Origin of the sequence: Legionella impletisoli (assembly GCF_900639875.1) — a bacterium.
Lineage (GTDB): Bacteria > Pseudomonadota > Gammaproteobacteria > Legionellales > Legionellaceae > Legionella_A > Legionella_A impletisoli.
In genome coordinates this window covers 35,154-56,555 of the sequence record NZ_CAAAIA010000002.1, presented here as the reverse complement: position 1 = coordinate 56,555, position 21,402 = coordinate 35,154, and the positions used below count along the sequence as shown (strand labels likewise).

Sequence of the window (21,402 nt, the reverse complement as noted above, 5' to 3'; positions counted from 1 at the left end):
TTCTCTATATCTGTATGTGGCTTACCGCTGTGCGAAATCCTTGCTATTTATTTTGATTTGGTTAAGCTTAATTTAAAAACCTTAATTATTAAAGGGAGTTAGTGATGAAAAAAAGTGTTTTGGCAGCTCTTTGCATGACTTTGTTATTTATTAGCCACCCTGGCTTTGCTGACGATAATGTTACCAAACAAATTCAAATGCTCAATAGTCAGATTCAAGTTCAATTACAAAAATTACAAGAAACACAACAAAATCAAATTCAGACTTTAAATAAACAGATACAAACGCAACTTAAACAGATGCAATCTGATTTACAAACCAAAATACAACAAGTAAATACACAAACTCAAACTCAAATGAAGCAGATAGAATCAGAGCTTCAGAACGAAATTAAACAATTACAGCAGCAGATGGATTCAGCGGCTAAAGCAACAAAGCAATAATTTAAAACTATTTTAGGGTGGTGTTAACGCTTTTGGACGAGTAAAGCTACCCTAAACAAACTTTTTTAACTACAATATTGTTTTCACAAACATTCTGATCTCTATGTTTAAGCCTTTGGCTTTATATATTGGGTTACGCTATACCCGCGCTAAAAAGAAAAATCATTTTGTTTCCTTCATCTCATTAAGTTCAATGCTTGGGATTGGTCTTGGGGTCATGGTGTTGATTACGGTTTTATCAGTCATGAATGGGTTTGATGAGGAGATTCATAAGCGTTTTTTTGGCATGGCTCCTGAAATTACTATGACTGGCGCGGATGGTAAAATTAGTGATTGGCAATCCTTGGCTGACGAAGTCAAAGAAACACCTGGAATTGTTGCCGTGGCCCCCTATGTTGGAGAACAAGGTCTTCTCACCCATAATGGCGAGGTCTTGCCCATTGTGCTGACAGGTATCATTCCAAAGCTAGAGCAGCATGTAAATCATTTGCAAGAAAAACTGATTGTAGGTGATGTGAATGAATTAAATCATTTTGGAATCATTTTAGGTCGCGGTCTAGCGGATAGTTTAGGTGTGATGATAGGGGATAAAGTAACTATTATGATCCCTCAAGCTACCGTCACCCCAGCTGGGATGATCCCAAGGTTTAAACGATTTACCGTAAAAGGAGTTTTTTCTGCAGGTACAGGGTTTAACTTTGACACAAAGCTTGCATTTATCAACCTAGAAGATGCACAAAAGCTTTTACGATTGGGTGATGAGGTTACCGGTTTAAAATTGAAAATAAAAAACATTTATCAAGCACCTCAGTTATCCGAGTTATTAGCTCGTAAATTGGGACCAGAGTATCAAGTTGGAAACTGGACAGAGCAATTTGGTGCGTTTTTTTCAGCGGTTAAAATGGAAAAAACAATGATGTTTTTAATTCTCTTGTTAATTATAGCAGTCGCAGCATTTAATTTGGTTTCCTCTCTGGTGATGGTTGTCAACGATAAGCAAGCTGAGATTGCTATTCTAAGAACGATAGGCGCGACTCCTACAACGGTGATGTGGATTTTTATTGTTCAAGGAATGACGGTTGGCATTATTGGAACATTAATTGGCTTGATTGGCGGTCTGATTTTAGCCAGTAATGCAACAGCTATTGTTAATTTCTTGCAATCATTGTTTAATGTACAGGTATTGTCTTCAAACATTTACTTCGTCGATTATCTTCCTTCAAAAATATTATTGAGCGATCTTTGGTTGGTATGCGCAGTTGCTTTAATGATGAGCTTCATTGCAACTATTTACCCTGCAAGGCGTGCTTCAAAAACCATCATTGCGGAGGCATTGCATTATGAGTGATCACGTCATCGATTGTCGACAATTAAAAAAATCCTATTATGATGGTAATCATACCATTGACGTTTTGGCAGGAATTGATTTTTCTATTCAAAAAGGCGATCGATTGGCTGTGGTTGGTCCTTCTGGTTCTGGTAAAAGTACGTTTTTACATTTGCTAGGTGGACTTGATAAACCAAGTGCAGGAGAGGTATTAATCCAAGGCACTAATTGGCAAGATTTAACTGAGAAAAAGCGTTGTCAATTAAGAAATAAGACTTTGGGATTTATTTATCAATTTCATCATTTATTACCCGAATTCACTGCCCTTGAAAACGTTTCCTTGCCTTTGCTCTTGCGCGGAAATAGTGTGAATAGCGCACAAAATGAAGCAAAGGAGATCTTAAATCAAGTCGGTCTTAGCGCTCGTGAAGATCATAAGCCTTCCCAATTATCCGGTGGTGAAAGACAGCGAGTAGCGATTGCAAGAGCGTTAGTTCACAACCCACATTGCGTTCTGGCTGATGAGCCGACAGGTAATTTGGATCATGCCACAGCGGTGAAAGTGTTTGAACTCATGCTCGAATTAAATCGAAAATTACAAACGGCTTTGGTCATTGTAACGCATGATATGAATTTGGCACAACGAATGAATCGTGTCATGCATGTGCAAGATGGGCAGTTGGTTGAAGGTTGAGGTATCAGGGTTCAGGTATCAGGTATCAGGTATCAGGTATCAGGTATCAGGTATCAGGTATCAGGTATCAGGTTTCAGGTTTCAGGTTTCAGGTTTCAGGTTTCAGGTTTAGACTCACTCCTGACTCCTGACTCCTGACTCCTGACTCCTGACTCCTGACTCCTGACCCCTGAGCTTAATATTCCGCGTGCCCTGGGGTTCTTGGAAACGGAATAACATCTCTTACGTTGCCAACGCCTGTGACGTAGCTAACTAAGCGCTCTAGCCCTAAGCCAAATCCTGCATGAGGAACGGTTCCATAACGGCGTAAATCGCGATACCAGCTGTAAAATTCCTTATCAAGGCCGCACTCATCCATGCGTTTATCTAGAATGGATAATCGTTCTTCGCGCTGACTTCCGCCAATAATTTCACCAATTCCTGGTGCTAAAACATCCATTGCGGCGACGGTTCTTTCATCATCATTTAAACGCATGTAAAAGCTTTTAATTTCCTTGGGATAATCCGTAATGATGACCGGTTTTTTACATAGTTCTTCGGCAAGATACCGTTCGTGTTCCGATTGCAAATCAAGCCCCCAATTTACCGGGAACTCAAATTTTTTATCGGCTGTTTCCAATGCTTTTATGGCATCACTATAGGTCATCACGTCAAAGCTCGAATCAATAATATGCTCTAAACGTTCGATACATCCTGGGGTTACAAATTGATTGAAAAAATTCATATCATCACTGCGTTCTTCCAGTAACGTTTTACATAAATAACGCAACATTTCTTGGCTTAGATTGCAGATGTCGTTTAAATCAGCAAACGCCAATTCGGGTTCGACCATCCAAAACTCAGCTAGATGACGACTCGTATTAGAGTTTTCAGCTCTAAAGGTAGGACCAAAGGTATAGACTTTAGACAGGGCAAGACAATATGCTTCCACATTTAGCTGGCCAGAAACGGTTAGAAACGTCTCACGCCCAAAAAAGTCTTCACTAAAATCGATTTTACCGTTATCTTTTTTTGGCAAGTTCATTAAGTCAAGCGTGCTCACTCGAAATAACTCCCCAGCCCCCTCACAGTCACTTGCAGTAATGATTGGAGTATGTACCCAGATGTATCCTCGTTCATGAAAAAATCGATGAATGGCCTGTGAAAGGGTATCCCGAACGCGAGCAACGGCACTAATGGTATTTGTCCTTGGTCGAAGATGGGCTACATCACGTAAAAATTCTAAAGTATGTCGTTTCGCTTGCACAGGATACGTGTCAGGATTCTCTACCCAACCAACAGGTTCAATTTGTTCAGCTTGGATTTCAAAATGTTGACCTTTTCCTTGTGATACCACGAGTCGACCGGTTGCAATCAATGAACAACCTGCTGTAAGTTTTAAAACTTCGTCTTGATAGTTCGTTAAGGTATTCGGAGCAACAATTTGAATGGGTGAAAAGCAAGAACCATCATGTAAGCTAATAAAAGACAGCCCGGCATTAGAGTCACGACGGGTTTTAACCCAACCTTTGACGCTTACAAGCTCATCAACTTTAATTTCACCTTCTAAACATTCTTTAACTGTAAACACATTGCTCATGAATTACTCCAATTAAACTTATAGAACAATATATTGCGCCATTTTTTGCAAAGCCATGAATCTACATGACCCCACAAGTTCACGTGCGATTAGAATTCATCTATGGTCTTAGAGAAATTGATCTTACTCACGTAGTGGTCGCTGGTTTATATCATAATCATTTAAGGAATACGTAAAAAAGTCGCTGCAACAATTAGGGCGTTTTCCTCTGAGTTAAAAATTAGGTGCCATTGTTTGAGGACATCATGTTTATAATCTTTTGAATCAGTCGAATCATATCGACACAATGAAGCCACCGATTATTTTAGATCTACAACACTAATAATACACTAAACCTAATTCATTCACCAACTGTGGTAATATGATGGAGTTTCTCATAAAGTCGAATTTGAAGCAGCAACCGTCTTGAATTAAAACACTCATGAACAATAAACAAGGTAGAAGCAGCATGAAAGGGAAGATTAAACTTTTAATGATAATGATTGTATTCATATGGTCTAGTAGCCTATTCAGCGATACGGTGCTGCATTTATATCGACCATATGCGGGATCAGAGCATCATCCTGCACCAAAGGTTAGTGAGGTATTAGACGGACATTGTCGAGATCAATCTCATCATATCAAGCGTGAAGATGCATGGAGGTGCTATGCTGCTGGAAAGGTATTTGATCCATGTTTTATAAAACGCTTTAGTTCTCAACATGAAGTGATTTGTCCAGAGTCTCCATGGATGAATAAGGCAGTAAAAATTAGAACCGACACTACATTGGATGATCAGAGTCACGAAAGACTTGATATGGCGCTAACGTATCCCTGGGCGGTCGAGCTTGAGAATGGTATGCGTTGTATTTCGGATGATCTTGAAGAAGTTATCAACGGATTGCCGGTGCATTATCGTTGCGAAGATGGATCATTTTTGATTGGACATCTGCAACGATGTAAGGCATTATGGAGTATGTTGAACGATGTACATGGCAGTCCTTCGACTGTGAACATTGCAAAGGCCTGGTTTTAATGAATTTGGTATCCATTTGCAAAAAAGATTATTTAGGTCTTTAATTATAAATAGGAAAATAAGCAGGGAGCTCAACATGTTCGGTGCACTTTTTCATACCTTCGTTCTTTCTCAAATGTTTGGACTTTACCTGGTCATTATGGCCATTATTATGGTTAGCCGAACAAAGTATTATCGTGACCTCATTTTAAGACTTGATCCATTTGATCCGGCGATTGCCATTGGAGCTTCCTATGGATTAATGCTTGGTATTCTTCTTGTTGTTATCCATAATATATGGGCGTGGGAGCCTCGTTTGGTGGTAACTATTTTGTCCTGGGTAATTCTGATTAAATCGGTTTTATGGTTGTCTTTCCCAGTAAAAATGTCAGCCTGGGCTAAAAAGGTCTATTTAGGGCCAGGATACTATGTCTTAGCTCTGGTTATGGTGGTAGTGGGTGTATTTCTCTTAACCAAAGGATTTTACTTGTATATTCCAAATGAGCATATGGAATATACCCTCTTTTAATTCGCTTTATTTATTAAAACCCGCTTACTTGAGCGGGTTTTTTTTTGGTTTCTGCTCTATATAGTTCAACAGATCTAAGAAACTTCTTCAGGCGCTGCATGGGAAAAGGCAGGTATAGTTAAACAGTATTCATTGATTTCATTAATGAGCGGGTAATTGACTAATGGGAGATTAAATCGTTTGGCATTATAAACTTGGGGAATTAGACAGATATCCGCGATACTTACGTCCTTACCAACGCATACGGATTTTTTTCTCGGTAACTGCTTAAGACGCAATTCAATACTTTCAAATCCTTTTTTAAGCCATAAGTGATACCACTGTTCAATATCATCATCACTTGCTGAAAATTGCGTTCTGAGCTGATTTAATACACGAAGGTTATTAAGGGGGTGAATATCGCAAGCGATGGAGTACGCAATACCGCGAACATTCGCACGTTCAAGGGGATTTTGCGGTAGTAACGGGGGTTCAGGGATGATTTCATTTAAATATTCAATAATGGCTAAGGACTGAGTTAGAACATGTCCATTTTCGACTAGGGTAGGAACAAGTCCTTGAGGGTTAAGAGATAAATAATCAGGATGATGTTGTTCACCCCCGTGATTAACTAGATGCACAGGAATGGAATCATAGCTAACCTGCTTTAAATTTAAAGCAATTCTTACACGATAACTCGCTGAGGATCGAAAGTAATCATATAATTTCACAATGGTCCCCTTGTAATCTAGTTGGCTCTTCCTTTACGAGAAGAAAAATAAGAACTTGTTCTTTCCTCCAAGTTGATCGCTTTCTATCATAGATGGCAGTTACAACGGCTTTTTAATAGCTTGTACCGTTTGATCAATCGCGCCAAAAATACTTTCACCTTTTTCATTATTCATTTCAATTTTTATCGTGTCGCCAAAGTGCATAAAAGGAGTTTCTGCTTTGCCTTTTTCAAGAATCTCGAGCATTCTTTGCTCAGCGATACAAGATGAACCTTTACTTTTATCTACATTCGATACCGTACCTGATCCAATGATGCTACCCGCACAAAGTTTTCGGGTTTTAGCTGCATGAGCTATCAACTCAGGAAATGAAAACGTCATATCGACCCCCGCATTGGGTTGGCCGAATAAAGTGTTGTTCAAGTAGCTTAATAATGGTAAATGAACTCGTTGGCCGTCCCATTTATCGCCAAGTTCATCAGGGGTGACAGCAACTGGAGAAAAACTGCTGGCTGGCTTTGATTGAAAAAATCCAAATCCCTTGGCAATTTCATTAGGAATTAAATTTCTTAAAGACACATCATTCACAAGCATTAAAAGAAGAATGCTCTCTTCTGCGGATTTCGCATCGATTCCGATTTCTACATCACGGGTAATGACGGCAACTTCCGCTTCAAAATCAATTCCATATTCTTCGTTTTGAATGAGAATCGGATCATAAGGGCCTAAAAAGTAATCGGAGCCACCTTGATACATTAACGGATCGGTCCAAAAATTTTTCGGCATTTCAGCGCCTCTGGCTTTACGAACCAGCTCAACATGATTGACGTAAGCACTACCATCCGCCCACTGGTAAGCGCGGGGTAGGGGAGAGGCAAACAACTCAGGTTCAAAAGGAAACGCATCTTGAAACCGATCTTCATTTAACTCGGTATAAAACGTGTTTAAAGGCTCTTTAACTAACTCCCAGTTTTCAACGGCATATTGCAAAGTTGGTGCGATTGTTTCAACGAGAATCGCTTTTGTTAAGGACTTATTCACGATGCATAATTTCCCATCTCTGGACTGAGGAGATTTCAATGATGCTAGCTTCATAAATGGTCCTTAATGATAAATTTGAACGATTCTGCCCAATAACTTAATCCAGACAGGGCCTTTTTTGATAAAAGACGCTCATGTAAAATGTCGGGTCATAAATAATAGCGTGATTTTATTCGGTTTCTTGCAGTGTTCCTCGACGAATTTGATCACGTTCAATGGCTTCAAATAAAGCTTGAAAATTACCTTCGCCAAACCCTTCATTTCCTTTACGCTGGATAATCTCAAAAAATACTGGGCCAAATAAATTCTCGGTAAAAATTTGTAAAAGCAGCCCCTGTTTGGGATCCGCTTCACCATCAATAAGTATTTTTTGTTCTTTCAACTGATTAAGGGGCTCATCTTGCCAGGGAATACGATCCTTAATCATTTCATAATAGGTATCGGGTACATCTAAAAATAAGACGCCATTTTTCCGAAGTGTCTTCACGGTTTCATAAATGTTATGGGTCGTTAATGCTACATGTTGAATCCCTTCGCCCTCGTACTCATGTAAAAACTCTTCAATTTGAGATTGATCATCTTTCGATTCATTTAAAGGAATTTTGATTTTTCCGCAAGGGCTTGCTAGCGCGCGACTAACTAAACCAGTCATTTTTCCTTTGATGTCAAAAAATCGGATCTCTCGAAAGTTAAAGATAGACTCATAGAAATTGGCCCATTTATCCATATTTCCACGAAATACGTTATGAGTTAAATGATCAATATCAACGAGTTCTGCAGATTTTGGAAGCGTTGTATCATAAAGAATTTCTGACCAATCGTTTGCAAAAGGCTGATGTGTTTTATCCACAAAATATATTACGCTTCCGCCAATGGCTTTAATTGCTGGTAAGCCATGATGGGCATGTTGGCAATCTTCGAACTGGATTGCACCGTGTTCGAGGGCATAGGCTAAGGCTTTATCCACATCTTGAACGCGAAACCCCATTGCACAAGCACCTGGTCCGTGAGTGGTGGCGTGTTTTTCTGCTTGGCAATGCTTTGCATCATTTAAAATAAAACGAATATGGCCTTGCTGGTAGAGTGTGATTGCTTCATGTTTATGGTTGGCAATCGGCTGAAACCCCATTTGTGTAAATTCACGATGTAATTCCTGCTTGTTTGGCCCAGAAAATTCTAGAAAAGCGAATCCATTCAGTCCACAGGGATTGTCGTACGTGGGTGCGTTCATTGCTTGACTCCTTGTAATCGTATTCCGTTACTACAGCTAAGCAGAAAATGTTTATCAATTAAATTTTGGGTTGCACTAAAAATAGACCATCGGCAATAGGCAACATAGAAATATGCACTCGTTCATCCTCTTTTAAAAAATCATTTAAGCGACGTATTTCTCGTGTTTGGCCACCTGTTTCTGATTCATCAATTACTTTGCCATGCCATAACACGTTATCAATGAGGATGAGTCCATGAGGACGAATTAACGCTAAGCTTAGTTCATAATAGTCCATGTAATTGGTTTTATCGGCATCAATAAATATCAAATCAAACTGTTTTGCGAGGCCTTCATTTAATAATTGTTGCATGGTGCTTAACGCAGGGCCAAGACGAAGCTCAATTTTATTGGCTTGGCCTGCTTCTTCCCAATAGGGCTTAGCAATATTCGTCCATTCTTCATTAAGATCACATGTTATTAGTTTTCCATTATCCGGTAGGGCTAAGGCCATAGATAAGGCACTGTAGCCTGTAAATGTTCCTAATTCTAAAACTCTTTGGGCATTAAGCAGGCGTATAAGCAATTGCATAAATTGCGCTTGAATGGGGGAAATTTGCATGATCGCCAAAGGCATTTTAGCGGTTTCCTCTCGTAAGGCTTCTTGAACCGGATGTTCTCTAAGCGACTTATCAAGGATGTAGTCGTGCAAGGCTTCGGTAATGTTTAAATGTTTCATAAGGTCTCGACTAGGCTAATTTTTCTTGAGCGAGTGTATCGGCAATGACACTAACGGGTTTATCTTCTTGTTGAGAACGTTCAAATATTTCAAGCAAACTTGTACCGATTCCATCAATTTGCTTTTTGACCTGTTCTTCTGGTGTACGCAAGTATTTGCTTGCAGCAAAGATTAATCCACCCGCATTAATGACGTAATCGGTCGCGTATAAAATGCCTTTATCATGTAAAAGTTGTCCATGATAAGTATGTGCTAACTGATTATTGGCAGCGCCTGCAATGATGGTGGTTTGCAACTGATGAATGGTGATGTCATTGATGACGGCTCCTAAGGCACAAGGAGCATAGACATCACAGGGGATTTTATGGATCTCTTCAGTTGGAACGGGTGAGGCTCCAAGCTCGTTCACTGCTTGCTGAACACGAGTTATATCGATGTCTGCAACGGTTAAGCGAACACCTAATTCGTGAAGATGTTTTGCTAATTGATAACCGACGTGACCTAACCCTTGAACAGCAACATGTAAACCATTGAGTTCTTGTTTACCAAGCTTAAATTCAATCGCAGCCTGAATACCGCGCAAAACACCCATTGCAGTATAAGGAGAGGGATCACCATTATAGCTTGATAAGCTTGCAACGTAAGGCGTTTGTTCCGCAATAATATCCATATCGCTTAAATCTGTGCCGCTATCAAGTGCTGTAATATAACGTCCATTTAACTCTTGAATAAACCGACCAAATTGCTCTAAATAAGCGCGGCGATTATAAGGCGTAGTTGGCTTTATAATTACGGATTTACCGCCACCTAATGGTAAATTAGTTAATGCTGCTTTATAACTCATTCCGCGTGCGAGTCGCATGGCATCCATCAAAGCAGAATGGGTATTTGGATAAGAAATGAAGCGACAGCCTCCCAAGGCTGGGCCAAGTTTTGTGCTATGGATCGCTATGATGGCTTTCATTCCTGATTCTGGATCAACTTTAAAATGAAGATCACCAAATCCTCGAGTCATTGCGTAGTCCAGAAAGTCTTCTTGATTGATGCTTGAATTTGTCTCAATTTTATCAATGGAGATCATGGAGGTAAGCTCCCTTGGTGAATTCTGTCTAATGTTATAGACTTATTTTAACTCTAAATCAATTATATTGCCCGTGGAATTTCTTTAGAAATATTTTCTCTTTAAAAATAGATTTTGAATAAAACAATCGCTTTGTTTATTCTTTTGTAAAAAGCACGGTTTTATATCAAGGTACAAAAAGAGACAATCTTTAAGATATCATTTACACTTGATGAAACCATAAACTTTCCTATGGTGAGGGGAAAACAATGAAAAAAAGAGCCACCCTATTTGCAATGATTTTTCTAAGCTCAATGGGATTTGCAGATTCCCCCCCTTCTGAGCTCGTATTGGATAAAGTGGGTTTTCAAATGACTGCAAGGCAATGGGTCACTACTAAAAGTGCGCTAGTCAATGTGACTATTAATGCTACCTTAACTAACACAGACTTAATTAAAGCACGAGCGGAAATCACCAATAGCTTGGATAAAATTGCTCCAGGAGAGTGGCATCTCGTTCAATTTGACCGCTCACAAGATAGCTCTGGCCTTGAAAAACTAACGGTTCTAGCTAGAGCTAGAGTAGAGCAAAATGCATTGCCGAATGTTTATAAGAATGCTAAAACTGTTAGCAAGCCAGGGATGAATTATGAAATCAGCTCGATTGAATTCAAACCCAGTTTAGAAGAAGTACAAGATGTAAAAAATCAATTACGTCAAGCATTGTATCAACAAGCCAATCAGGAATTAAGTCGTTTAAACAAGGTCTATTCAGGGCAATCTTATAGCTTGCACCAGCTAATCTTTGTTGAAGGGGATAGAGAACCTCCGCCACAAGCCTTTAAAACCCGCGAATTGGTAAACACGATGGCAATGCCTGCAAACGTCCCTGATGTTGCGGTTAGCAATGAATTAACCATGACCGCTGTAGTCCAAGCAGCTTCGAATCGAAAGCAGGAGAATTAATTTGTTACCGTTTGAACACGTAATCGCACATCGTGGTGCGTCAGCCTATGCCCCTGAAAACACGATGTCAGCCTTCAAAAAAGCATTAGAGCTCGGCTGTCGCTGGATTGAGTTTGATGTGATGTTGAGTGAAGATGGTGAGCCATTTGTTTTCCACGATGAGTCATTAAAAAGAACGACGAATGGCCAAGGTTCGCTTGCCAATAAATCGGCTAAAGAATTGTTGGCGTTGGATGCAGGTAAGTGGTTTTCAAAACAGTATCGTGGTGAAAAAATTCCAACCTTACCTGAAGTGCTCAAATGGATGCAGGCCAGCGAAGTTCAGGGAAACATAGAAATTAAGCCTACTCCTTCGAAAACAGAAGAAACCACCGTTGCGGTTTTAACTTCGTTAAATCGTTATTGGGCAAATGATAAATCTTTACCGTTACTTTCTAGTTTTGAATTTGAAGCGTTAAAGCTTTGTCGCAATCTGTCACCAGAGGCCCCCTTAGGATTATTGCTTGATAAATGGGATAAGAGCTGGCATAAAATGGCTGATGAAATTCAGTGCGTTTCGATTCATTTGAGTGCAAAAGCTGCCAATAAAGTAAGAATCGCTGAAATTAAGGATAAGGGATATAAGGTGTTTGTCTATACCGTTAATCGTAGACGTTTGGCTCATAAATTGTTTGAATGGGGCGTTGATGCCATATTTAGCGATTATCCAGATTTACTGGCCTGAGAAGTCAAAGTCCTTAATTTGAATAAATAAATGACATTTGAGTCCTCAAAATGGATTAAACTGCTAATGGACTTATTGTACGGTTTTTTAAGATTCTGCAAAGAAAGGGTATTTTCTATAAGAAAATACCCATCTTTTATTTCATTTGGTCTATTATTTTTTAGCCTATGGACGACAGGCGCTAAGGCAGAACCAACCGAACTTATATTTTGGCATTCTTTGGCAGGGCACTTAGGATCTGAAGTTAATCGTGTGGCTGACTTATTTAATCGCAGTCAAAATGAATTTGTTGTAAAACCTATCTATAAAGGGGATTATAATGAATGTTTAACGAGCTTGGCGGCTGCATTTCGAGCAAAACAAGCTCCACCCCTCGTACAAGTATTTGAAATTGGAACACCCACTATGCTGGCTCCTAAGGGAATCATTAAGCCAGTTGATGCGATCATGCAGGAGCATGGCTTGAGTTTGCCAAAAGAGAGCTTTTTTCCTGCGGTATTAGCGTATTATTCTGTAAACGGGCGCTTGGTGGCGATGCCCTTTAATACATCGGTTCCAGTGATGTTTTATAATGCGGAGGCACTCGCAAAAGTCGGTTATACCCCTCAAAACTTTCCCAAAACGTGGGATGAGTTTGAAACGATGGCCGTGAAGCTCAAATCGTTAGGTTATCCTTGTGTATACACCAGTGCGAATCCGGCTTGGATACTGATTGAATCCTTTTCAGCACTGCATGGGTTGCCACTCATTGACCCATTAAAGTCTAAGGCACAATACAATAATAAGTCTACTATTCAGTTTCTTGAGCGCCTAAGACGATGGCAAAATGAACATTATTTCGAGTACGGTGGCCGAACGGATGATTCAAGTGTCTTGTTTACCAGTGGACGATGTCCAGTTTATTCTCAATCTTCAGGGGGATATAATAGCCTAGCTGAGCTCGTTTCATTTCCTGTTGGGATGGCGATGATGCCAATGGATAACCGAATTTCTCAAAATCGTCATCCGAATGTTTCAGGGGGGGCGGCAGTTTGGGTAATTGAAGGGCATTCAAACCTGATTTATAAAGGTGTTGCAAAATATTTGGCATTTCTATCACGCCCTGAAGTTCAACTGCAATGGCATCAAAATACGGGCTACTTACCCCTGGGAATAACTGGAATTTACGAGTCATTACAGGAAAAAATGAGTGCGCCAACATTACAGCTTGCCAAAAAGGAGTTGTTAAACCGAGAAGACATAGTTGAGGCAAAAATGCAAAATCAACTTAGAGTGATTAATGATGAAGCGCTTGAGGCAATTTTCTCTGGTATTAAAACACCAAAGCAGGCAATGGATAATGCAGTTGCCCGTGCCAATCATGCTTTGTTACGGTTTTCACGTAATACAGGTTAATCTGGAGTTTTAGGATGTTATTTAGACAGCTTTTTGATCATGAATCATTTACCTATACTTATTTAGTTGCCGCTGCTAAAGGCCGTGATGCCGTGATTATTGACCCAGTTAAATCAAAAGCCGAGCAATATTTGGCTTTAATAAACCAACTGGATTTGAAATTAGTCGCAGCGTTAGATACGCATTTACATGCCGATCACATTACTGCTCTGGGCACATTAAATCGTCTTTTAAATTGTGACATGATGATGGGAGAACAAAGTCAAGCAAATTGTGTAACGAGGCGTTTTCGTGATAATGATGTGTTACGTTTTGATGGCTTTGAATTAAACGTTCTGTATACGCCTGGCCATACCGATGACTCGTATTGTTTTTTGCTGAACGACAGAGTGTTTACTGGCGATACTCTTTTCATTCGAGGCACAGGGCGTACGGATTTTCAGCATGGCAATGCTTTTCAGCAATACTTGAGTATCCATGAGCGTTTATTTTCGTTACCTGATGAAACCTTGGTATACCCTGGACATGATTATAATGGTATGACGGTCAGTACCATTGGCGAGGAAAAATTATACAACCCAAGGTTAGCGGGAATTTCCTGCGAAGCATACGCGGATTTAATGGCGGGATTAAATTTACCACATCCTAAAATGATGCATGTAGCTGTCCCTGCCAATCAAAAATGTGGAATCGAAGAATTTGAGTGATCCAAGGATACTCAGTTTTCATTCCAATAACGCTCGACTACACTATTTAAACTAAGCCGGTACGATATCAGAAAAGTCCGAATTTTGCTGATATCGAACTCACATTAAATAGCCTTATCATAACGGGGGCACTATGAACGAGATAGGATTGTTGGCGGTGTTTTACAATGAAATGCGTGCGCGAGGGTTGTCCAATGATGCTGTGTTTCTAAGTGTTGATGTCGACATGGTGAATCAACTGAAATATTTATATAAAATTGATACCAATTTAGCAGAACTCGAACGCTTAGCGGATATATGCATTGCAAATAAATGGATGCAGCGAACCACAGCGGATCCAGATTACAATTATTTGTCTTTAACCGATGAGGGGTTGAAAACCATTATACAGTTTGAAGAACAAGTGAACGCGATTCCTCCTTCAAATCCTTCGTAATTGTTTACGAAGATCTTTGAGCAAGATTTGAGTTTCTTTTCGGGCATAGGTATCTTTTCCCAGTGCTTTTTTTAATCTCTTGACCTCATAGTTTGCAATAAATTCTGAAACAATTGGGTCTAACTTAGGATATGTTTTTTGTAAGATATCAAGTTGTGCTAATAGACTCATAGGTAATGCTATAGGAATACCGAGTCGTTTGAATTCTTGACGTAGTCGCTGGTATTCACGTATGAGCGGATCAATTCGTTTGGATTGCCAGTGAAACCAGGCCCAACCAAAGAATAAGAAGACTAGTACAATACTAATCCAAATTTGGATTAAGAATCCTAAATTCCATGGACCAAACCCAAAGGATTGAATGAGCTCTTGCTGACGCTCCTGATTATAAAACAGTAACCACCGCTCCCAGAAAAACTTAAATGATTCATACATGATTTTCATTCGCGAAAGCCAAGGCAACTCTAATTGATAGCGTTCCCAATCCATATAAAACGCCTGATTCGGCTCTTGTTCCTCAATAATTGTTGGGTCAATACGATGAGGGGGGATTGCTGCAGTAGGATCGACTCGAATCCATCCAATGTTATTTTGCCAATACTCCACCCAGGCGTGAGCATCTTTTTGCCTAACATTTAAATACTTCCCAACAGGATTCCACTCGCCACCATAGTACCCAAGTATCACGCGAGCAGGAATACCTGCAGCACGATAGATAAAAGCCAGGGCGCTTGAATAGTGTTCACAATATCCTTCGCGGGTATCAAACCAGAAGCGGTCAAGTTGATAAGTATCTTGGCCAATGGGTTTAGGTTGTAAAGTATACCAGAAAGGTTTTTCCTTAATATATTTAAGAATTTGTTGTGTCAATTGAAGAGGATTATGGTTGGCTAAAATCATTTGTTGTGCAGCCCAGTCTTTGAGCTTGGGGCTTGAGTTTCGTGGTAATTGGAGATTCTGTTCTAGCAATAATCGATTTAAAGGGTAATATAGCCTAGGCCTTGAAGTCACCGCATAAGCAAAGCGTTGATTGATGGGTTTAAAATCAAGAAGCGTTAAACCTGTATTTGAAGAATATTTTAATTTTGGCCAACCGGCGATGGGTTCCTCCATGTAAAAAAGCCAGCGTTTTTCATGAGCTTCAAGAAGAATCTCATAATCCGCTTCTTCTTTGGTTGATAGTAGTTCCAATGGCAGATACACAAAAGCTTTTTTGTTGGGCTCACTCCACGTGATGCCATCGTAATGACTTAATGCTAAACCATTCCAATAAATCGTTACCCCGGCTTTGTCTTGATCATTAAAGGTAATTCTCATGGCCGTTCGATCATCGGTTTGAAGCGATGCAATGGATCCTGGATTCATGTTTTCATGGAATGCCGTTTGCCCCATAGGAGGTAAATTAATTAACCACATAGGTGTTGCAATACGGGGAAAAACAAAAAACATTAAAATACTAACAGGGATAGCAGTGACTAAAAGAATCAAGCTTTTCCGACTCAATCGCACAAGGGGTGCGGAAGGGAGCTGCATTTTTAAAAGAAGCGATAAATTTGCGAGGACTGCAATAATGACATAAAAGAAAATCCATAAATTCGTGTGGGTAATTAAAGCGGTAAAAATGACGTAAAAGCTAATTAATATAATGGCACGCAAATCTCGTTTGCGATGCAACTCAATGAGTTTTAACCAAAAAAAAGTGACTAAAACCCCAATAAAAAAACCACTGGATAAAAATCCTCCATAGTGCCATCTTAAAATCAATAATGCGCTCATTGCAATGCATATTCGCATCCATAATGGAGGTACAGGGTAATGCCAATAGCTGCCAGCCAAGCGATAACTGATTGCGGCTAATGCAAACAAAGAGAGCCACCAGGGCGTGGTTGCAAAATGCGGTAAGTAACAAAATCCCATGACGAATAAGGCATGCCTTAACGTGGCTAAAGGGATTTGTTCGCCATAATAAACATACATTAGTACACCGCTAGTTTTCGTAAACAAGACCGCTTATGTTCTTCTCCAAAACCAAACAGAGAAGCTTTGCCATTTAACTCTAAAGCATAAGGTTGTTTTAACTGCTCTGCAGTTTGGATCCAATAACTTAAATACTCCAAACTGGTTTCAAGATCGGTTTCCTGTAAATCTTCCAATCTAAATAACCAGTATTCGCCAGCAGGGTTGGTCATTTTTTTTAAATACCATTCGTTTGTTCGTGCTGAAATTTTCCAAGCGATTCGGCTAGCTTGGACCCAAGGACTTTCTACGGATTGAAGTTCATAAAGCTCTTCATCCCCAGGATGTTGGATAGGATTGTCTAAGAGACTCTCTTCACTTATGGAAACTGGCCAAAAACCAGGGTGCTTGGCTGCTGGGTATACATAATAGTTCACGTCATAATAAAGATAGGACCATACCTTAAATATACCCAATGGGTAGTAACTGTAAATCTTAATGGGAGGGATTTTAAATTGGCCTCTTGCATGCGTTTCCAGCGGTAATATAGCTTTGCTCCCTTCTTTAGGTATTTTCTCTACTGTGACCACCTCACCTTGGTTCGTAGAGAAGATTAATCCATACCGTAGTTGATGTTTTGGATTGATGAAAAGTCTGATTTTGGCTGGATGTCCTTCTTCAACATCATCAATCATCATGCACTGAATACTTAAGTTTTTTAAGTTTTGATGTGTTTGCCACATGGAGAGTAATCCGAGAATGGCTAAAAGAAAAACAAAAAAATAGGCGGTATTAAGCTGATAATTGATGGCACCCGTTGTTATGGTCAAAATAACGATACCGTAGAGCCAACCAAAAGCCGAGGGCAGAATATAGATTCGGTTTGAATAGAGGTGTTGTGGGTTTGAAAGCGGATGGCGCTTTTGCACCCAATAACGTATCTTTTCCGAAACCCATTGTTTGAGCCGTAAAATCACACAGGTACCTCAACATGATTTAAGAGCATATCCGCTGGTGTAAGCTCTCCTTTGGCGCGTTTAAACACAAGCCGGTGGTTCACAACTGCCGGCAATATGGCTTGGACATCATCAGGTCTAACAAAATCTCGCTCACATACATGCGCATAGGCTTGGGATGCTCGAAGCAAAGCGCGACCAGCTCTGGGACTTAGCCCGTGATTAAACCAATCTTGTACACGACTCGTTTGCAGCATGGCTTGGATGTAGTCCAACACGGGTTCTGAAACGGTGATGTTTTGACATTCAATTTGCCATTTCAATAATTGTTCTGGGTCGATAACAGGAGATAAATGATTCAGCTTATCTCTTTGTTCTTCTTCGATAAGAAGTTTTCGTTCTGCTTCAGGAGAGGGATATCCAATGGATAAGCGCATTAAAAAACGGTCCAATTGTGATTCGGGTAGTAGAAATGTCCCTGCGTGATGCGCTGGATTTTGAGTAGCAATAACAAAAAATGGGGTGGGGAGTGAATGTGTACCAGAGTCGGTTGTGACTTGACGCTCTTCCATGGCTTCAAGTAAGGCGCTTTGAGTTTTTGGGGTTGCACGATTAATTTCATCGGCCAAAATGAGTTGTGAAAAGATAGGTCCCGGATGAAAATTAAACCGTTGATGCTCAACATCATAAATCGATACACCAATTAAATCGGTGGGCAATAAGTCACTGGTAAATTGGATCCGCCGATATTTCATGCCAGTGAAATGTGCTAAAGCATGGCTTAGGGTTGTTTTGCCCATACCTGGTATATCTTCTAATAAAAGATGTCCATCGGCTAAAAGACAACTAATAGAAAGGCGTATTACGTCGCTTTTTCCTAAGATAACGCTATTAAGTGCTTCTTGAAGTTCTTTAATCATAAAAGCGTCTTATTCTTTCCATGAAAATTAGTCGTATAAATTAAGTATAAGTCGAAAAAGGGTTATTTCAATGTAAAAGAAGGAGGTCAGTACTCGAGTCTGTTGATGGAATAACCCTGGGCTAAGTTAGAGGCCGTAACTCACAATCATCCCGAGCGCAGCAAGGGATCTACTTCAAACGATTCATGAATGCCTTGAATTCGTTTTGAAATAGTTTGAGTGAAAAATGCAATTCCATTGCATGTTGTGTGGGTGAAATTCGACTTGGGTGTGACAGCTGACCAATCTTCAAAGGTTAAATCAAGTGTTTTATTTAAGACTTTAAGTTGATTGGACTCTCGGGTAAGAAGGCCGTCTAATTCTAAGCTAAAATGCTTTAAGGATTCGAAGGCTAAATGAAGGTAGGAAGGGTTTGATCTCCCATAGGTTTTGCTAAATAAGCCGTCTTGTCGCTCAATCTTTTCAATCAGAACTTGAAGTTCTAGGATCATATCATGTAGATAACAATCTAGGGTTTTGGATTTTTTAATGGTATTGTTGTGTGTTAAATGCTCAATGAAATGACTGGTGTTTAAAATCACTTGTTTAATTTTTAAGTGGTAAGTTTCTGTATCTTCCGGCGTCATGAGTGTTTGCGTATCACGTTGACAAAATATTATTTTTTCATGGGGCTTTCGCTTGGATAAAAAAGCTTTTGCCTCTTGGTCTATGAGCATACTGGGTGTATAGGATCGCGAAGCATAAGCGAGGTCTAAGCGCAGAGCCTCCGCAATAAAACTAATCTCGGATACAGGATGAGCGATGCCTAAAGGATCTAAGATGGTGATAGAAGATGCATCTTCTTCTAAGAAGAGGGATTGATTGACGACATCATTAAATACAACCGTTGGGCTAATGCGCAGCTGTTCTTCTATCCATCGATTAATCTCAGCCCGCACGATGGGATCGGTACGAAGATTATTTGGATCGGCAATGGAAGCTAACTGCTTAATTAATAAAGCTCGATAAAGCACAAACTCATGCGAAAGCTTAAATGGCTTAGCAAGATTCACATCACCTTGTCTTGCAGAAATGCCTTCATTTAATGAAAATAAAAAATCAAACGAATGTTTGAGATAATGGTTTATATTACCTGGAGTAATATTATGTTCGGTGAGCTCAAAATTGCTCTGAATACTTAGCCCAAGCATCTTCCGATATAGATTATCCCCTTTTAGAAGATAAGTGTAATAAGGGCTTTTAGACTGAGCATAGCTTACTCTTTGAGCGGTAAGCAATAACATATCAAATGGGAGGGTTGTAGGAGATAGCAATCTTGCCATGGCTAAATCTTCTAACTGCCCGCCGAGTCCACCATGGTGTAGAGGTGAAGTATAAAAATCAATTAATAAGCCTGGTAGAGAAAGGGTATCGGTGGTATAGGGTAGCGAGCCAACGATTTCTAAGACTTGTTGTCTTATTTTTTCAGTGAGTTCGAAGCGCTCGATAAATACTTGATGTTCAGGCTTTCTTAAATAATTTTCAGAGTCATACACAAAGCTTTGAAGTTTTTTAGGCGGTGATTTATGCTGCCCCTTCAACATCCATTCAGCGAGCTCCTTTTGTAGCTCATGGGTTTGCCTTTCGCTACGTTCTATAATGCCTTGGTGCGCTTTGCCTAGTTCAATTTCAATAGCTTTGCTATGACGATAACGAGAAGCGTATTCACGTAGCCATGCTGTACTGGCTCCCATGGCTACTTCATGGTGATGATCAAAGAACAAACAAAGTTTGTGGAACATGCTAGGTGAACCATCCTCCTGATATTTTTGCAGCAACTTCACATCCAGAGGTGAGGTATCTACTGAATTTTTTATTAAACGATCAAGCCTTCGGCATTCATTTGTAACGTTATGAATGGTAGCGGCTATGGCTTCACGGTTAGTTCCTGTTCGTTTGTATTTAACGGCTTCGACTTTTTTTAAAGCCCAATAAGCCGAAGCTGCTGCCAAACAAGAACCGAGTAACCCTATACCCACAATCCCTATAATTGGCCCTCCAATGACTGCTGCGGCTAAACTCAAGGCTAGAAGCACGCCAAGCAAACCCATTACGCTGGCTGAGGCATAGGGATGACGCGCATAAAAGCTTGGTTCGGCCATTTCGGTTTCAAGATAATTTAAACACTCTTCCATGAACTGGATTTGCATTTGCTGTGAAAACCGTTGCCGGTGCTCTGGTTTTTCAAAAAATAGTTTGAGCCAGTTAAAAATGAGATTTTTTTTCTCATCTTTGATGGAATCTTCTTGCAGTTCGTAAATATCTTTAAAGGCACTGTTAAATAAAGCATTGAGTTCATCAAGAAAATAAGCTTCTATCGCGAGATTTAATGCGTCCTCATCAAAGCCTTTTTCTTGTGGAAAATAGCGAGTTTTGAATTCTTCTCGAATATTAATACCATTGTTGTCTTCAAGCTTCAATAAGATGCATTCACGAAAATGAAAGAGTTTCACTAAGGAAGCAGATAGGGCATTATAACGCTCGTCGTTAAAACCCGCTTGTTTCATAGCTTCTTGAAAAGCTGAAAAATCTTCGGACGCATTTTTAGCGCTTTCTTTCCACGCCTTATAAGCAATATTACTTGCACCCGCAGCCAGTACAGTGCTAAATGCACCCGATGAAATCCCAATTTTTTGAGTAGCCGATGCGGTTAAACCACTAATGCCTAAGCCTAACAGTGCCGATAAAGCTCCATGACCAATTTTCGAACTGAGAGGCAACTGTTGAATAGCACTATCCAAATAGCGTTCTTTGGTTGGGCGAAAATGAATGAGTTTTTTGGTGTAATCTTCAACCAATTTTGCTTTTTTTAAGCCGCCTGTAAGCTCCAGATGCGTAAGCATGTTGTGTTCAAGGTAGCGTTTATGGTTTTGTTTGATTAAACGGAAATAATCTTCGCTGGTTTTTTTTGAGGTCATAGTATTCTTCCTTCCCTGAAGCTACGTACACATTAATAGAGCATATCCACTTCCTAAAGA

General features: G+C 39.9%; 20 protein-coding genes. 10 read left to right on the top strand and 10 right to left on the bottom strand.

The window, feature by feature from the left end:
* The first annotated feature begins 104 nt into the window (after positions 1 to 104).
* The 3 genes from E1O41_RS02495 (at position 105) to lolD (ending at position 2,464) form a co-directional block, all read left to right on the top strand.
* Positions 105 to 443: a hypothetical protein gene (locus tag E1O41_RS02495; protein WP_131775745.1), complete on the top strand. Its 339-nt coding sequence runs from the start codon at positions 105 to 107 to the stop codon at positions 441 to 443.
* A 103-nt stretch (positions 444 to 546) separates the two neighbouring features.
* Complete coding sequence (locus E1O41_RS02490) at positions 547 to 1,791, top strand: lipoprotein-releasing ABC transporter permease subunit (protein ID WP_131775744.1); 1,245 nt, start codon at positions 547 to 549, stop codon at positions 1,789 to 1,791.
* Entirely contained in the window at positions 1,784 to 2,464 is a 681-nt protein-coding gene (gene lolD / locus E1O41_RS02485; protein WP_131775743.1) for a lipoprotein-releasing ABC transporter ATP-binding protein LolD, read from the top strand. Before E1O41_RS02490 ends, lolD begins: the two co-directional genes overlap by 8 nt.
* 175 nt (positions 2,465 to 2,639) lie before the next feature.
* Here the strand turns inward: lolD and asnS are convergent, their stop codons facing one another.
* The gene (gene asnS, locus E1O41_RS02480) at positions 2,640 to 4,043 is read right to left on the bottom strand and encodes an asparagine--tRNA ligase (RefSeq protein ID WP_131775742.1); all 1,404 of its coding nucleotides are present in this window, start codon (positions 4,041 to 4,043) and stop codon (positions 2,640 to 2,642) included.
* 448 nt (positions 4,044 to 4,491) lie between these two features.
* Between asnS and E1O41_RS02475 the strand changes: the two genes are divergently transcribed.
* Complete coding sequence (locus E1O41_RS02475; protein ID WP_131775741.1) at positions 4,492 to 5,058, top strand: hypothetical protein; 567 nt, start codon at positions 4,492 to 4,494, stop codon at positions 5,056 to 5,058.
* 76 nt (positions 5,059 to 5,134) lie between these two features.
* Positions 5,135 to 5,566 carry a hypothetical protein gene (locus tag E1O41_RS02470; protein WP_131775740.1) on the top strand — a complete coding sequence of 144 codons (432 nt, stop codon included), beginning with the start codon at positions 5,135 to 5,137 and terminating at the stop codon, positions 5,564 to 5,566.
* Between the two features lie 74 nt (positions 5,567 to 5,640).
* Here E1O41_RS02470 and maiA read toward each other — a convergent pair whose 3' ends face one another.
* The 5 genes from maiA to E1O41_RS02445 all read right to left on the bottom strand — a co-directional run bounded on the left by maiA (position 5,641) and on the right by E1O41_RS02445 (position 10,347).
* Positions 5,641 to 6,276 (bottom strand): maleylacetoacetate isomerase, encoded by a 636-nt coding sequence (gene maiA, locus E1O41_RS02465; RefSeq protein ID WP_131775739.1) that lies wholly within the window; start codon positions 6,274 to 6,276, stop codon positions 5,641 to 5,643.
* Positions 6,277 to 6,375: 99 nt separating this feature from the next.
* Positions 6,376 to 7,371: a fumarylacetoacetate hydrolase family protein gene (locus E1O41_RS02460; protein ID WP_131775738.1), complete on the bottom strand. Its 996-nt coding sequence runs from the start codon at positions 7,369 to 7,371 to the stop codon at positions 6,376 to 6,378.
* Between the two features lie 115 nt (positions 7,372 to 7,486).
* A complete protein-coding gene (gene hppD, locus E1O41_RS02455) occupies positions 7,487 to 8,548 on the bottom strand; it encodes a 4-hydroxyphenylpyruvate dioxygenase (RefSeq protein ID WP_131775737.1) in 1,062 nt (353 codons plus the stop codon).
* Positions 8,549 to 8,606: 58 nt separating this feature from the next.
* Positions 8,607 to 9,266, bottom strand: coding sequence for a class I SAM-dependent methyltransferase (locus E1O41_RS02450; protein WP_131775736.1), 660 nt, complete (start codon positions 9,264 to 9,266; stop codon positions 8,607 to 8,609).
* Between the two features lie 10 nt (positions 9,267 to 9,276).
* The gene (locus E1O41_RS02445; RefSeq protein ID WP_131775735.1) at positions 9,277 to 10,347 is read right to left on the bottom strand and encodes a Leu/Phe/Val dehydrogenase; all 1,071 of its coding nucleotides are present in this window, start codon (positions 10,345 to 10,347) and stop codon (positions 9,277 to 9,279) included.
* 248 nt (positions 10,348 to 10,595) lie between these two features.
* On the opposite strand from E1O41_RS02445, the gene E1O41_RS02440 reads away from it, so the two are divergent.
* From E1O41_RS02440 to E1O41_RS02420, 5 genes are all read left to right on the top strand, one after another.
* Entirely contained in the window at positions 10,596 to 11,291 is a 696-nt protein-coding gene (locus tag E1O41_RS02440) for a hypothetical protein (protein WP_131775734.1), read from the top strand.
* A gap of 1 nt (position 11,292) precedes the next feature.
* Complete coding sequence (gene ugpQ / locus E1O41_RS02435; protein ID WP_131775733.1) at positions 11,293 to 12,015, top strand: glycerophosphodiester phosphodiesterase; 723 nt, start codon at positions 11,293 to 11,295, stop codon at positions 12,013 to 12,015.
* A gap of 66 nt (positions 12,016 to 12,081) precedes the next feature.
* Positions 12,082 to 13,410, top strand: coding sequence for an extracellular solute-binding protein (locus E1O41_RS02430; RefSeq protein WP_131775732.1), 1,329 nt, complete (start codon positions 12,082 to 12,084; stop codon positions 13,408 to 13,410).
* Between the two features lie 14 nt (positions 13,411 to 13,424).
* Positions 13,425 to 14,117: an MBL fold metallo-hydrolase gene (locus tag E1O41_RS02425; RefSeq protein ID WP_131775731.1), complete on the top strand. Its 693-nt coding sequence runs from the start codon at positions 13,425 to 13,427 to the stop codon at positions 14,115 to 14,117.
* A 133-nt stretch (positions 14,118 to 14,250) separates the two neighbouring features.
* Positions 14,251 to 14,553 (top strand): hypothetical protein, encoded by a 303-nt coding sequence (locus E1O41_RS02420; RefSeq protein ID WP_131775730.1) that lies wholly within the window; start codon positions 14,251 to 14,253, stop codon positions 14,551 to 14,553.
* Here E1O41_RS02420 and E1O41_RS02415 read toward each other — a convergent pair.
* The 4 genes from E1O41_RS02415 to E1O41_RS02400 all read right to left on the bottom strand — a co-directional run bounded on the left by E1O41_RS02415 (position 14,539) and on the right by E1O41_RS02400 (position 21,342).
* Complete coding sequence (locus E1O41_RS02415; protein WP_131775729.1) at positions 14,539 to 16,530, bottom strand: transglutaminase TgpA family protein; 1,992 nt, start codon at positions 16,528 to 16,530, stop codon at positions 14,539 to 14,541. The genes E1O41_RS02420 and E1O41_RS02415 overlap by 15 nt on opposite strands.
* Complete coding sequence (locus E1O41_RS02410) at positions 16,530 to 17,486, bottom strand: hypothetical protein (RefSeq protein WP_131775728.1); 957 nt, start codon at positions 17,484 to 17,486, stop codon at positions 16,530 to 16,532. The genes E1O41_RS02415 and E1O41_RS02410 overlap by 1 nt, the downstream gene beginning before the upstream one ends.
* On the bottom strand, positions 17,483 to 18,385 hold the full coding sequence (locus E1O41_RS02405; RefSeq protein ID WP_131775727.1) for an AAA family ATPase: 903 nt from the start codon (positions 18,383 to 18,385) through the stop codon (positions 17,483 to 17,485). Before E1O41_RS02405 ends, E1O41_RS02410 begins: the two co-directional genes overlap by 4 nt.
* Positions 18,386 to 18,531: 146 nt before the next feature.
* Entirely contained in the window at positions 18,532 to 21,342 is a 2,811-nt protein-coding gene (locus tag E1O41_RS02400) for a hypothetical protein (RefSeq protein WP_131775726.1), read from the bottom strand.
* Positions 21,343 to 21,402: the final 60 nt, after the last annotated feature.